At 43.7% G+C, this 13132-nt stretch carries 14 protein-coding genes; all 14 read right to left on the bottom strand.

The annotated features are described in order from the left end of the window. Positions 1–64 precede the first annotated feature (64 nt). The 14 genes from SSV_RS03335 to SSV_RS03270 all read right to left on the bottom strand — a co-directional run bounded on the left by SSV_RS03335 (position 65) and on the right by SSV_RS03270 (position 13132). The gene (locus tag SSV_RS03335; protein ID WP_072073687.1) at positions 65–718 is read right to left on the bottom strand and encodes a CPBP family intramembrane glutamic endopeptidase; all 654 of its coding nucleotides are present in this window, start codon (positions 716–718) and stop codon (positions 65–67) included. A 21-nt stretch (positions 719–739) separates the two neighbouring features. Then, positions 740–1441, bottom strand: a complete 702-nt coding sequence (locus SSV_RS03330; RefSeq protein WP_072073686.1) for a CPBP family intramembrane glutamic endopeptidase — start codon at positions 1439–1441, stop codon at positions 740–742. After that, positions 1438–1980: a DUF3267 domain-containing protein gene (locus SSV_RS03325; protein WP_072073685.1), complete on the bottom strand. Its 543-nt coding sequence runs from the start codon at positions 1978–1980 to the stop codon at positions 1438–1440. Before SSV_RS03325 ends, SSV_RS03330 begins: the two co-directional genes overlap by 4 nt. A gap of 28 nt (positions 1981–2008) precedes the next feature. After that, positions 2009–2773 carry a DUF3169 family protein gene (locus SSV_RS03320; RefSeq protein WP_072073684.1) on the bottom strand — a complete coding sequence of 255 codons (765 nt, stop codon included), beginning with the start codon at positions 2771–2773 and terminating at the stop codon, positions 2009–2011. A gap of 97 nt (positions 2774–2870) precedes the next feature. After that, positions 2871–3080, bottom strand: coding sequence for a helix-turn-helix transcriptional regulator (locus tag SSV_RS03315; protein WP_002896031.1), 210 nt, complete (start codon positions 3078–3080; stop codon positions 2871–2873). A gap of 18 nt (positions 3081–3098) precedes the next feature. Continuing rightward, positions 3099–3431 (bottom strand): hypothetical protein, encoded by a 333-nt coding sequence (locus SSV_RS12360; RefSeq protein ID WP_072073683.1) that lies wholly within the window; start codon positions 3429–3431, stop codon positions 3099–3101. Positions 3432–3577: 146 nt separating this feature from the next. After that, the gene (locus tag SSV_RS03305; protein ID WP_072073682.1) at positions 3578–4720 is read right to left on the bottom strand and encodes an acetylornithine transaminase; all 1143 of its coding nucleotides are present in this window, start codon (positions 4718–4720) and stop codon (positions 3578–3580) included. Between the two features lie 2 nt (positions 4721–4722). Further along, the gene (gene argB, locus SSV_RS03300) at positions 4723–5460 is read right to left on the bottom strand and encodes an acetylglutamate kinase (RefSeq protein WP_072073681.1); all 738 of its coding nucleotides are present in this window, start codon (positions 5458–5460) and stop codon (positions 4723–4725) included. 11 nt (positions 5461–5471) lie between these two features. Beyond that, positions 5472–6665, bottom strand: coding sequence for a bifunctional glutamate N-acetyltransferase/amino-acid acetyltransferase ArgJ (argJ, locus tag SSV_RS03295; protein ID WP_072073680.1), 1194 nt, complete (start codon positions 6663–6665; stop codon positions 5472–5474). Positions 6666–6682: 17 nt separating this feature from the next. After that, the gene (argC, locus tag SSV_RS03290; RefSeq protein ID WP_072073679.1) at positions 6683–7705 is read right to left on the bottom strand and encodes an N-acetyl-gamma-glutamyl-phosphate reductase; all 1023 of its coding nucleotides are present in this window, start codon (positions 7703–7705) and stop codon (positions 6683–6685) included. 242 nt (positions 7706–7947) lie between these two features. Then, positions 7948–10566 carry an alanine--tRNA ligase gene (alaS, locus tag SSV_RS03285; protein ID WP_072073678.1) on the bottom strand — a complete coding sequence of 873 codons (2619 nt, stop codon included), beginning with the start codon at positions 10564–10566 and terminating at the stop codon, positions 7948–7950. 39 nt (positions 10567–10605) lie between these two features. Beyond that, positions 10606–11187: an LURP-one-related/scramblase family protein gene (locus SSV_RS03280; protein ID WP_176693542.1), complete on the bottom strand. Its 582-nt coding sequence runs from the start codon at positions 11185–11187 to the stop codon at positions 10606–10608. Positions 11188–11327: 140 nt separating this feature from the next. Further along, positions 11328–12335 carry a peptidylprolyl isomerase PrsA gene (gene prsA, locus SSV_RS03275; protein ID WP_072073676.1) on the bottom strand — a complete coding sequence of 336 codons (1008 nt, stop codon included), beginning with the start codon at positions 12333–12335 and terminating at the stop codon, positions 11328–11330. A gap of 113 nt (positions 12336–12448) precedes the next feature. Continuing rightward, the gene (locus SSV_RS03270; protein WP_072073675.1) at positions 12449–13132 is read right to left on the bottom strand and encodes an O-methyltransferase; all 684 of its coding nucleotides are present in this window, start codon (positions 13130–13132) and stop codon (positions 12449–12451) included.

Below are 13132 nucleotides of genomic sequence, written 5' to 3'. Positions count from 1 at the left end.
ACACTTCTGCTGTTAGATTTTTCTGTCTAACTTTAGAAGTGTTGTCTTATATTTAGTTTTTCTATTAAAAGAAGACAATGAGAACAAAGGCAATTAGGTTATTGACCAGATGTAGACCCATTGAGTAGCGCAGGTCCTTCTTGGCTAGATAGCCTAGGCCAAAGATAGCTCCCAAGATAAAGTAAATCAGAAACTGGACTAGGTTGCCCGGCATGTGCAAGAGAGAGAAAAGGCTGGAAGATAGCGTTAAATAGATCAGGATTTTCACCAAGCTTTTTTGGTCAGGAAAGAGAAACTTAGCCAAAAATCCTCGCACCAGTAACTCCTCAAGAATAGGAGCGAAGATTACAATGTAGAAAAAGGCAAAGCCCGGTTGCTGCTGGATCAATTGTACGGCAGTATTCTGATTGGCAGAAGATTCAATAGGAACAAGCTGCTGGAAGATAATAAAAGCAAGCAAGAGGACGCTGGGAAGCCAGATAGAGCTGGTCAGCTTGGTATTTTTGATCTCCAGTTCCAAATCTTTCTGGTACCATTTCCACATGGCAAAAGAATAGAGACTAGCAAGTATGACAAAGATTGGCAAAATCAATAGTTGAGAAAATCCTCCTGCCAGATAATGAACAGTATAGGCAACTATAGTAAAAAAGATAAAGAGATAAGACAAAAAAGCTAGTAAATATAATCCAAAATTAGTAAGAAAAGTTTTTAATTTCATAGTGACTCCTTATAGTTTGCTTTACTGAAACATAGCTAGCAGCAGAATTACAGCCATGGGGAGATTGTTCAGGATATGAACCAACATGGAATCTTTTATATTCCCCCGACGAGCATAGGATAAATAAAAAACCAGTCCAATTGCAAAATAAATTGGGAACTCTGTCAATTGGGTGATATGAGGCAGAGTGAAGACCACAGAAGTCACAATAGCAGCCAAAACCTTTTGATTATTTTTGAAAAAGAAGGCAGTACCAAAACCGCGGAAAATTAGTTCTTCCATGATAGGGGCGATAAAAGCAATCGTTGCAACAAAGAGCAAGGCAAAGAAGATATGCTGCGAAGACATCATTCCCCCTAGCCCTTGTATGGCGCTGTCATTACTGGTCTGGGAATTGCCGCTCAGGATGAGATTGAGATAAACACCAACAATAGCGGCCACTCTGGCAAGGAAAAAGAATAGAAAAGCAAAACCGATATCCTTGCCAGACAGTTTGAATTTTTTCTTTTCTTCAGGCACACGCTTCTGATATCGCCGCCATAAGCTACGAAAAATCAAGAAAACTAAAATCAGATACAAGGCTACCAATAAGATTTCTGCATAAATGGGTAAATTCTTCCCGTGCCTCAAGAATAGCATCGGAGCAGCATTTATTAGGAGGCTAAGAGCAATTAAGCCTATCCATTTTACAAGTCCTAAAGCAATTGATTTGAAGTTGTTCATTTTGTTTTCTCCTTTTGATAAATATTAATACCGACTTCCGTATCCTCAACAGAGATATCCCCCTTCTGCCGGAGAATAGCGACAGCGAGGAAAAAATCTCCTGCACAGCCGGCTGCATGGAAGCTAGCAAGGACGATATAAGAAGTCGCAGTCAGAATATGCAAGCCATAGATCAAGGTCAGGGCTAGGCTAATCAGAAAGAAAGGGGCCAGGATAATGACGAGCATCCTTGCCCGACTGTAACGACTGCCTGGGCTGGTCGCATAGGCCATGCCACTCTTAAAACCAAACTTGACCTTGGTATTTTCATCCCCCAAGACCTTAAAGAAAAAGCCGTGGATCAGCTCATGGATGATCATTAGAACAAGGAGGTAGAATAAGTCAAAGAAATGAAAAACTTCGCTGCCCTTGCCATACATTAGAATAGCAATCCAGGTAAAGAGGGCTAGAAAAGGGAAGATTAGCAATACAGCCATTATATTCAGAGCCAGATTGACCTTTTTATTATGGATAAAATCAAGTTCTTTCAGTAGTTTCATAATTTCCGCCTTTCATCGGGACATAAGTTTATTTGAAATATTTTCTTACCATTGGATAATACATAAGATTGATATAGATATGGATTACCACGATGACGACAAAGCCAGAAACAACATTGAGAGGTGTGAAGGCTCCCAGTATCCCTAAAATGACATAGAGGGCTGGCAGAAGTCTCTGATTTACATTAAAGAGAATAAGATAGCACTGTTCATAATTGGCTTGCAGCTCTGATTCATCATAAGAGAGGGCAAATTCTTTTATTTCCTCAGTAGTCGGAAAGGCTGATAGCTTATAGTGCCGCACCTTCTGAACTGTCTTTAAAAAGACAACTTGCAAAATAATATAAAGAAAGGCAATCGCATAATCTATAAGACTCCACTGAAGAGGGCTCTTATGATTAGTGATATTTCCAATAAAAACAACTCCAACTAAAATCGTAAAAAGAACGATAGCACTGCTGATATTAAAGACTATAGTCGCATATTCCAGATTTTTAAAGGTTAGCCGGTACCATTCATAATTCTTATCCTCATCTGCTTCTTTTTCATAGGCTTCATTGTATTTACGAGTCCGATAAATCAAGAAAAAAACCAATGGATAGAGGATGATAAGACTGGCCCTACCTAACTGACGCAGCAGTTGAACAGTAAAAATAGTCGACCAATTGATGCTTTTTAGCAGACCAGTTTCCGAAAACAAAATAGACAGACCACCTATTAAAGCTCCAGCTAGAAATATAAGGACATTATATAAAACTCTTTTCTGTGTAGATATACGTTTTTGCTCTTTCACGACTTCTTCTCCTTTATTTTTTTACAATAGATGATACAAGAATGCTGAGACTGATGGACTGTTTTAGCTCCTGTTGAAATGAATTCTAATTGCTTCTTCATTCTGCTTCCTCCACCAGCCGAAAGACATTCTCAACGTTTTCATTGAAAATATGGGCAATCTTAAGGGCAATCACAATCGACGGGGTATATTCGCCTCTCTCTATAAGGCTGATTGTCTGCCTGGAAACACCGGCCAGCTTAGCCAGTTCTGTCTGGTTGAGACCGTCACGCGCCCTCAACTCCTTGAGTCGATTTCTTAATTTCATTAAAATCCCCCACTTCTCCTAAAGCTCGATAGACCGAATGTATTCAATACAAATCAGCTTGGTCTTGGTCTGACCTTTTTTATCTGTCATGCTCAGCTTGACCCATTCTTCATCCACATCCACTACCAGCCAGTTTACCAGCCAGTTATTGGTTCCAATTGACTCGCTCATAATTGTCGGCTTCTTTCCAATCATTTCTTTTAAAAATTGTGACATTGTTTTGTTCCCCTTTCTTTTTCTTTCTAAAGACTTTATCCGCCCCTGCATCCGTTTTAACTTATTGGAAGAATCAATCCCAAAGATAAAAACCATAAAAATCATCGGAAGCAAGAACCATAAGAATGCATTCATAAGCGTCCCTCCATTTCCTGTTCAAAAGTATTGTAACAGATTCTTTTCTTTTTGACAAGTATATTTGTCAAAAAAATAATAATCATTGTCAAGAACACCATTATAATAGATAAAAAAGAATCCAGCTCAAACTGAATCCTTTTCCTTTATTCATCTACTTGAGAAAATACTTCTTTTAAAACAGCAATCCCCTGCTGGATTTCCTCCCTGCTGATAGTCAAAGGCGGCAGGAGACGGATGACATTCTCTCCGGCCGTCAGGATAATCAAGCTCTTCTGGCGAGCAGCTGCAACAATCCTTGACAGACTGGCGCTTGTTTCAATCCCAATCATCATGCCCAGACCGCGAACAGCAGAAATCTTTGGATGGTTCTGAAAAGCAAGCTGCAGTTGCTCCAATAAGATGTCACTCTTAGACCTGACTTCTTCTAGAAAGCCCGCCTCTTTCATGATATGCAAGGTCTCCAAGGCAGCTGCCATGGCTAATTTATTGCCACCAAAAGTAGAACCGTGACTGCCAGGTCCAAAAGCCGGAGCCAAGCTGGATTTTCCTAATAGAGCTCCTGCGGGCAGGCCATTGGCCAGACCCTTAGCCAGAGTCACAATATCCGGTATAATCCCATAGTGCTCAAAGGAATAAAGCTGACCAGTGCGCCCCATACCTGTCTGTACCTCATCAACAATCAGCAAAACCCCCTTTTGTTGGCAAAAATCAGCCAAGTTTTTGACAAAGCTTGCTTCTGCTGGACGAACTCCTGATTCTCCTTGGACCAATTCCAGCATGACAGCTGCCGTATCCTGATTGACCAAGTCTTCTACGCTGGCCAGATCATTGTAAATCGCATAGCTAAAATGGGGCACCCCATCACCAAATCCTTCCTTAATCTTATCCTGTCCTGTTGCGGCCATAGCGCCAAAGGTCCGACCATGAAAGGATTGCTGAAAAGTAATAATGCCTTGCTTACCAGTAGCTTTGCGGGCTAGCTTAATAGCTGCTTCATTAGCTTCTGCTCCGCTATTGCAGAAAAAAGCCAAATAATCATAAGAACCTGCCAGTTCCTGAGCTACCTGCTCTTGCAGAGAGCTAAGATAGAGATTGGGACTGTGCCAGATGCGCCCTGCTTGCTGGATCAAAGCCTGCTGGACCTGCGGGTGAAAGCCAAGATTGGTTACGCCAATCCCCGACGAAAAGTCCAAATAAGCCTTTCCCTCACTGTCAATCAGATAGGAGCCCTCTGCTTTAACAAACTCAATAAGTGCCCTCTTGTAGTTTTCAAATAGATAAGTCATCGTTATCCCTCTGCTATCAAGGTGCCCGTCAAAAGATTGTCACCAATCAGAACCTGCCCGACACCGGAAAGCACAGTCTGAACAGCACTCTCGATCTTAGGAATCATGCCGCCCTTGATGACACCTGTCTGAATCTTCTTGGACACCTGACTGGTCAGAAGCTGGGACAGGACTTTTTTATCCTCTAAAACTCCTTCTATATCTGTCATCAGGATCAGCTTCTCTGCCTGCAAGCTACTGGCAACTGCCGCAGCTAGATAGTCTGCATTGATATTTAAGAGCTCGCCAGCTGCATTTTCCCCTAGCGAAGCCAGCACTGGGACGATGTCCGCAGCCAGCAGCTGCTCTAGATAAGCAGTTTGAATCGCCTTCACCTGACCGACATAGCCATAGAGGTCTTTGTCGATATAATCCGCCGAAACTGTCTTTCCCAAATGTGAAACCAGCTGAAGGCTTTCAATATCTGAATCGTTCAGTTCTTGAGTCAGCGTCCGGCCGACTTGACCTAGCAAGGCCTGCTCAATAATGGGTAAGTCAGACTTAGCTGTTACCCGCAACCCCTTAACCTTGCGAGTAGGCAGCTGACGCTCTTTCATGAGTTGGTTAATGACCAGACCGCCCCCGTGAACGACCACGATTTTCTTACCAGCTGCTATCCACGCTTGCATTTGCTTGATAAACTTAGTAGACAGCTTTTGCGCAGCAACACCGCCAATTTTTATAACAATCACATCTTTCATCGCATTTCTCCTTAGGTTCTATAGAGGGCATTGATTTTCACATAATCATAGGATAGATCGCAGCCCCAGGCCTGAGCTTCAGCGTCCCCATCGTGTAGGTTAATGGTCAAGGTCAGCAGCTCCCCAGCCATGGCATCACTCGTCTCCTCGGGGTCAAAAGCCACAGGGCTAGAGGCCTGCATGACTGGAATCCCCTCAATCCAAATATCAATATTGTCTACTGAGACATCTGCTCCCGCATAGCCGATAGCTGCTAAGATTCGTCCCCAATTGGGATCTTGACCAAAAATAGCTGTTTTGACCAAGCTAGAGCCAACGACACTCTTAGCAATCATACGCCCGCTCTGTTCATCCTTAGCATGCCGAACATTGACCTCAATCAGCTTGGTCGCTCCCTCGCCATCCTTGGCAATTTTCTTAGCCAAGTCAGCCATAAGATAGCGGAGCATCTTGGAAAACTTTTCAAATTCTTCTGTATCTGGCAGAATTTCTTCATTTTGTCGGCAGCCGTTAGCCATGACTAGCACCATGTCATTGGTCGATGTATCTCCATCCACCGTGATTTGGTTGAAAGTCGTCTCCACATGCTGACTGAGAGCCGCTTGCAGGGTAGCACTGGAAATATTGGCATCACAAGTGATAAAGGCCAGCATAGTCGCCATATTCGGATGAATCATGCCCGATCCCTTAGCCACCCCTGCCATCGTCACCAGGTCTGTGCCAAACTCTTCTGTGACTACACAGGTCTTGGTACAAGTATCCGTCGTTAAGATAGCCTCAGCAAAATCATCTGCCTTCCCACTCACCAGAATCTGTGACAGGCCATTTTTCAGAGCATCCATTGGAAGCTGCTCGCCGATGACTCCTGTAGAAGCCAGACCTACCAAGTCGGGCTCAACCTCCAGCTTTTGGGCAGTCAATCGCTGCATCTCATAGGCAGCGGCCAGTCCCTGCTGACCTGTACAAGAATTAGCAACACCAGAATTTACAACTATTGCCTGCAATTTCTGGCTCTTTTGGATTGATGCTTTGGTCACTAGAAGCGGAGCAGCAATGACCTTATTGGTCGTATAGACTCCTGCCACACTGGCCGGCACTTCTGATACAATCCAGCCAAAATCTAACTTCTTTTTCTTAAAGCCAGCGTGTAAACCATCAGCCGAAAAGCCTAGCGGACTGGCAATCGTTCCATCAATAATCTTCATATTTAACCCTTTCTCATCTAGACATAGGACGGTTGACTGAACAGACCATCTGTTTCAGGAAAGCCCAGCATCAGATTCATATTTTGAACTGCCTGACCAGCAGCCCCTTTAATCAAGTTATCCAGCACAGCCATGACAGTTAAAATATTTGTCACAGGATTATAGTCAAAACCAATATCTGTATAATTAGTACCAACAACCTGGTGCAGATTCGGCAGAGTTGCTTGGATACGGACAAAAGGCTTGTCCTGATAGCATTCTTGGTAAATAGAAGTCAGTTCTTCCCGAGTCAAAGGTTCTTTTAACTTGCTGTAAACCGTTGCTACGATGCCACGATTGACGGGAATGAGGGAAGTTGAAAACTGAATCTGCTGCAATCTCTCATCAAAACGCTGCAACTGTTGCACAATCTCAGGAATATGCTGATGCTGATTTAACTTGTAAGTCACATAGTTATCGTGCACATAGACAAAATGGCTGGATGCAGCTGGATTTTTCCCCGCCCCTGTTAAGCCACTTTTGGCATCGACAATAATGGAGTCCAGCTCAATAGCCTGAGCCTGTAGCAAGGGAATCAAGGCCAACTCTGTAGCCGTCGCATAACAGCCAGGATTGGCAATAAATTTCTTACCTCTGACATCTGTAAACTCAGACAGCCCATAAATAAACTCTTTTTGAACATGGTCTTCAGCTGCCTCTTTCTGATACCATTTTTTATAAATATTCCCTGGCAAGCGATGATCACCAGATAGGTCAATAACTGGAAATCCCGCTTCCACAAAGTCTTTTGACAAATCTTTAGCCACTCCGCTTGATGTTGCAAAGAAAACAAGATCTGCTCGTCGCATAATTTCCTGACTGTCGAAACCTTCTATTTTCAGGTCGCAAATCCCCTTCAAATGAGCATATAACTCCGACACAGGAGAGTTCATATCTTGGCTGGCATGAAGGGAAACGACTTCCGCCTGCGGATGCTGCAGTAAAATACGGAGGAGTTCCATACCTGAGTAACCAGTAATTCCCACAATCGAAATACGCATATTTTTAAAACACCTCCGTATAAATATGCGTTTTATTTTACTCGCATATTTTCCCTTTGTCAAGCATTTTCTGTATTTTTATGCAATATTTTTGGAAATATCATTAATTATGTGAAAGAACATTCATGATTTCTTGCCGAAAAGCGACTTATTTGCTTATCATATAGAGAAGTAAGAAATCTAAGAGCACAGAAAAAGATCTGCCCAAAGAGCAGACCTTTTCATCTATCTGTTATCTCATATTACAACTTCTCAGCAACTGCTGCTAGCAGGTCTTGAATAGCTGATTGCTTGCTGCCGCCGGCCATAGCCATGTCTGGCTTACCACCGCCTCGACCATCCACAATCGGCGCCAATTCCTTAATCAGATTACCAGCATGTACGTCCTTGGTCTTGCTGGCTGCAAGGACATTGACCTTGTCTCCAATTGCTGCGACCAGTACAAGAACATCTGAATAGTCCTTCTGCTTCCAAGTGTCCGCAAAGGTACGCAAAGCACCTGCATCAGAAACAGAGACCTGACTAGCGATAAAGCTATGTCCATTTGCCTCTTGAACATTCTTGAAGACTTCACCAGAGGCCGCTGCTGCTGCCTTTTCCTTGAGCTCTGCATTCTCTTTTTGGAGTTGACGCAGCTGCTCTTGCAGCGCTTCTACCTTGTGAGGCACTTCCTTGATTTGCGGTGCCTTGAGGGTTGCTGCAATAGCCTTAAGCGCCTCTTCTTCCTCACGGTAGGCTTCAAAAGCTTCCTTGCTGGTGACTGCCAAGATACGGCGAGTTCCAGATCCGATACCCTCTTCTTTGACAATCTTGAAAATACCGATTTCAGAAGTGTTGCCTACGTGGGTTCCTCCGCAAAGCTCGACAGAGTAGTCGCCGATGGTTACGACGCGAACTTCTTTACCATACTTTTCGCCAAAGAGCGCCATGGCACCCATTTCCTTAGCCGTGTCAATATCTGTCTCTACTGTCTCGATAGCAAGAGCTTCCCAGATTTTCTCATTGACTTCTTGCTCAATAGCGCGCAGTTCTTCTGCTGTCACTGCTTGGAAATGCGTAAAGTCAAAGCGCAGGAATTCTACTTCGTTCAGAGAGCCAGCCTGTGTTGCATGGTTACCAAGAACATTATGCAGGGCTGCATGCAAGAGGTGAGTCGCCGTGTGGTTTTTCATCACACGGTGGCGACGGCTGTGGTCGATTTCCAGTTTATAGTTTTGACCAAGAGCCAGAGGAGCCAAGACTTCTACAGTATGCAATGGCTGTCCATTTGGTGCTTTTTGCACGTCCCTTACTTGCGCTACCAGATTACCAGCCGCATCAAAGATTTGGCCGTGGTCGGCTACCTGACCACCCATTTCAGCGTAGAATGGTGTTTCTGCAAAGATGAGGGCAGCTGTACCTGTCTCAACAGACTCCACTGCTGCATCATCCGCCACGATAGCAAGGAGTTCAGCTGTCAGCTCTTCTTTTTCGTAGTTAAAGACACTCTCTACAGTGATAGCCTGCAGGGTTTCATTTTGCATGCCCATTGATCCGCCCTTGACGACAGAAGCACGCGCCCGATCCTGCTGCTCTTTCATAGCCGCTTCAAAGCCAGCACGGTCTACAGTCATACCTGCTTCTTCAGCGATTTCCTCAGTCAACTCCAGCGGGAAGCCGTAAGTATCGTAGAGTTTGAAGGCATCTTGACCAGAGATGATTGTCTGACCTTTTTCTTTCAGGTCCGCTACGATGCCTTGGGCAAAGTGTTGACCAGAGTGTAGGGTGCGGGCAAAAGATTCTTCCTCACTCTTGATAATCTTTTCGATAAAGTCCTTCTTTTCAAGGACTTCTGGATAGTAGCTTTCCATAATCTTGCCCACAGTTGGTACCAGCTTGTAAAGGAAAGTCCCTTCGATGCCCAGCTTTTGACCATGCATTGAAGCACGGCGGAGAAGACGGCGAAGAACATAGCCACGGCCTTCATTTCCAGGAAGAGCCCCATCACCAATGGCAAAGGAGAGCGAGCGGATATGGTCTGCAATCACCTTGAAACTCATATTGTCGCCATCTTGGTCATAGGCCTTGCCGGACAGCTTCTCTACTTCACGAATGATTGGCATGAAGAGGTCAGTCTCAAAGTTGGTCTTAGCCCCTTGGATAACAGCCACCAATCGCTCCAAACCTGCGCCCGTATCAATGTTCTTATGCGGCAATTCCTTGTACTCGCTACGCGGTACAGCAGGGTTAGCGTTGAATTGTGACAAGACGATATTCCAGATTTCGATATAACGGTCGTTTTCAATATCTTCTTCTAAGAGGCGCACTCCAATATTTTCTGGATCAAAAGCCTCACCCCGGTCAAAGAAAATCTCTGTATCTGGTCCAGAAGGTCCCGCACCGATTTCCCAGAAGTTGTCCTCAATCGGAATCAAATGACTAGGCTCAACGCCCATAGCAATCCAGCGGTTGTAAGAGTCCTTGTCGTCTGGATAGTAGGTCATGTAGAGCTTGTCTTTGGGAAAATCAAACCACTCAGGGCTAGTCAAAAGCTCGTAAGCCCACTCAATCGCTTCATCACGGAAATAATCGCCGATAGAGAAGTTACCCAGCATCTCAAACATGGTATGGTGGCGGGCAGTTTTTCCAACATTTTCAATATCATTGGTCCGAATGGCTTTTTGAGCATTGGTAATTCGAGGATTTTCTGGAATGATGGTTCCATCGAAGTATTTCTTGAGGGTCGCTACACCAGAGTTAATCCAGAGCAAGGTTGGATCATTGACTGGCACCAAGCTGACAGATGGTTCTACTGCATGACCTTTAGTTGCCCAAAAATCCAGCCACATTTGACGAACCTGAGCACTTGACATTTGTTTCATTTATTTTTTCTCCTTAAATTTTTTCTAAAAATAATTGCATTATGATGACGAACTTTCCAGCATTTCGACATAATCAATAGCGACACAGAGTGAAATCACCAAATCTGAATAAGCCTCATCATAGACACTCACCTGATAAGTAGAGGTTAGATGGAAAAGCTCCTTGGTAATCTCTGCAACGACTTGATTGCTGTCATCCAGCAGACGAAAGTTTAAATCCCAGATGTTCCCTTCAACTCGAAGACCCAAATTATCAAATCTATATTTATCACGTAAAAAAGAGATTTTCTTACGGATATAAAAGCTATGCCCGCTGCTGAGTTTGATTTCAAACTGGGGCAGGAAAGTTAGAAAGGTCTTGGTAATCTGACTGACGATTTGCCCCTGACTATCATAGATAGTAAAGGTCTTAGGAATCTGGAAGAAAGAACCTTCCACTTGGTAATCCACATTCCCTCGATCGTCCTTGATATCAAAGCGTTCGCCGCCTAAGCGAAATTTCTGTTTGACAAGATAGGTTTTCATTATGTTACCTCCAGAGTCAACATAAAAGACAAGTTCCTTGTCCGAAGGGCGAAAAACCGCGGTACCACCTTCATTCAATGAACTTGTCATTCTCATTTCGTATTCTATTTTGCTAGATGAGTAGCATGATTCCCCGTCTCAGATGGCTCGCAGCACCGCCAATTCTCTGAACTAAGAACTTGAAAAATCAATTCTCACCAGTCTTATTATACTTGCTTATTGTCTTTTCGTCAACCTTATTCTGCGGCTGATGAAGAAGCTTCTTCTGAACTGCTTTCAGCTGCTGAGCTAGACTCGGATGTCTTTGAGCTGCTGGCAGCACTTGATGAAGAAGTTGAAGAACCTGTCGTTTCGATATATTGAGCAAAGATAGATTGGAAAGCACTGTCCTTAACCTTGATGTTAGCATCTTTCAGCTCTTTTGCCACAACGCTTTGGATGAAGCTAGTATCTTTTTCTTTTTGCGCAATGATAATCTTTTTCAGCTTGTCTTTGTAGTCTTTCCAGTTAGAAGATTTCTCTGACTTCTTGACCAGCTTAACAATATAGTAGCTTGCTGAGTACTGTGAATCTGGCACTGTCACAAGGTCTGAAACGCCATTTTCTTCCAAAGCAAAAGCAGCTTTTTTGACAGCATCTGGAACATCAGTAGAGCCAGAGTCAAACTTGATTTCTCCGCCTTTTTCCTTGGTGGCAGCATCGGTAGAGTTTTCCTTAGCGATTTGACTGAAGTCTGCTCCTTCTGCTTTAGCTTTTTCGAGAACTTCCTTACCTTTGTCTTCGCTGTCAACCTTGATGATTTGAGCCGTTACTTCTGGCGTGTAGTTTTCAAAGGCAGCCTTGTAGTTTTCGTCAGTCAGCTCTTTTTCAGCAGCCTTCTTAACGGCATGCTCTACCAGCATATTGGTGCGGATTTGCTCCTTGTAGGCATCTTCGGTCAATCCGTTTTGGGCCAAGACTTGAGCAAAAGCTGTACCGTAAGCCGTTTTAGACTTTTCGAAAGCATCCTTAACATCCTTGTCTTTGACGTCTTTGCCGTATTTTTCTTCAAAGATGTCTTTGATAGCCATCTGCAGCAAGACCTGCTGAGCAGCACCATTGTTTTTCACTTGATCGTAGAATTCATTGACAGTAATCGTGTTTCCTTTCATGGTCACGATGTCCTTGCCTTCTGAGTTAGAACATGCTGCCAATACAGCGACTGACAAGAGTGTCACAGCTCCTGCAAATATTTTTTTCTTCATTTTATATTGACTCCTTATTCTTAAAAGTTCACGTTTTCTATTGTAGCACAAATTTGAATTGATATCTTAAATTTTACTAAAAATTTTTGGAAATTAGGAAAAAATCAGAGATATCAATTTTTTCTAATCATAAGCAGACCATCTCCTAAGGGAAGCAAACTCGCAGTTAAATCTAGACTGTCCAAAGTTGCGTCAAAAAGACTGTGCAGTCCTCGGTAAATAGCCCGTTGACCACGCTTAATTTCTTCAAAAGGCTTGGCAACATCTCCTCCTTGAAAGACATCATCAATGAGGACCAGACCACCAGGATTGAGGCGCTTGAGGACTTGGGGCAGAAAGACCACATACTTGGACTTGGCAGAGTCCATAAAGACAAGGTCGTAAGAATCCTCCAGTGTCTCAAGCAGATCCATTGCGTCACCTTCTAGCAGCGTGATTTGCTGACGGCTGTCATATTTAGCAAAATTAGCCTTGGCCAGCTCAATCATCTCTGGATTGCGGTCAATAGTTGTAATCTGAGCTTGAGGAGCATGCTCCGCCATCAAAAGGGCCGAAAAACCAATAGCCGTCCCGATTTCTAAAATCTTCTCTGGCTGCAGGCTTTCGAGTAGCAAGCGGAAGTAAGCCACTGTCTCATGGGGAATCACAGGTATATTTTCAGCTTTGGCAAAATCCTCCAACTCCTTTAGTCCACCAGTGACCGGCTGGAGTCTCTGTCTCATAAAGTCTACAATTTCTTCTTTGACCACTGGCCGACGCATATTGGGATTAGAGTTTTGATTATAAGTCTCAACCAT

The sequence above is a fragment of the Streptococcus sanguinis genome (assembly GCF_001078705.1).
GTDB classification, from domain to species: Bacteria; Bacillota; Bacilli; order Lactobacillales; family Streptococcaceae; genus Streptococcus; species Streptococcus sanguinis_D.
This window is presented reverse-complemented; position numbering and strand designations above follow the sequence as displayed.

Coding starts and splice junctions, on each gene's coding strand:
- SSV_RS03335 (WP_072073687.1), bottom strand. CDS start 718: ATGAAATTAAAAACTTTTCTTACTAATTTTGGATTATATTTACTAGCT.
- SSV_RS03330 (WP_072073686.1), bottom strand. CDS start 1,441: ATGAACAACTTCAAATCAATTGCTTTAGGACTTGTAAAATGGATAGGC.
- SSV_RS03325 (WP_072073685.1), bottom strand. CDS start 1,980: ATGAAACTACTGAAAGAACTTGATTTTATCCATAATAAAAAGGTCAAT.
- SSV_RS03315 (WP_002896031.1), bottom strand. CDS start 3,080: ATGAAATTAAGAAATCGACTCAAGGAGTTGAGGGCGCGTGACGGTCTC.
- SSV_RS12360 (WP_072073683.1), bottom strand. CDS start 3,431: ATGAATGCATTCTTATGGTTCTTGCTTCCGATGATTTTTATGGTTTTT.
- SSV_RS03305 (WP_072073682.1), bottom strand. CDS start 4,720: ATGACTTATCTATTTGAAAACTACAAGAGGGCACTTATTGAGTTTGTT.
- argB (WP_072073681.1), bottom strand. CDS start 5,460: ATGAAAGATGTGATTGTTATAAAAATTGGCGGTGTTGCTGCGCAAAAG.
- argJ (WP_072073680.1), bottom strand. CDS start 6,665: ATGAAGATTATTGATGGAACGATTGCCAGTCCGCTAGGCTTTTCGGCT.
- argC (WP_072073679.1), bottom strand. CDS start 7,705: ATGCGTATTTCGATTGTGGGAATTACTGGTTACTCAGGTATGGAACTC.
- alaS (WP_072073678.1), bottom strand. CDS start 10,566: ATGAAACAAATGTCAAGTGCTCAGGTTCGTCAAATGTGGCTGGATTTT.
- SSV_RS03280 (WP_176693542.1), bottom strand. CDS start 11,187: ATGAGAATGACAAGTTCATTGAATGAAGGTGGTACCGCGGTTTTTCGC.
- prsA (WP_072073676.1), bottom strand. CDS start 12,335: ATGAAGAAAAAAATATTTGCAGGAGCTGTGACACTCTTGTCAGTCGCT.
- SSV_RS03270 (WP_072073675.1), bottom strand. CDS start 13,132: ATGGTTGAGACTTATAATCAAAACTCTAATCCCAATATGCGTCGGCCA.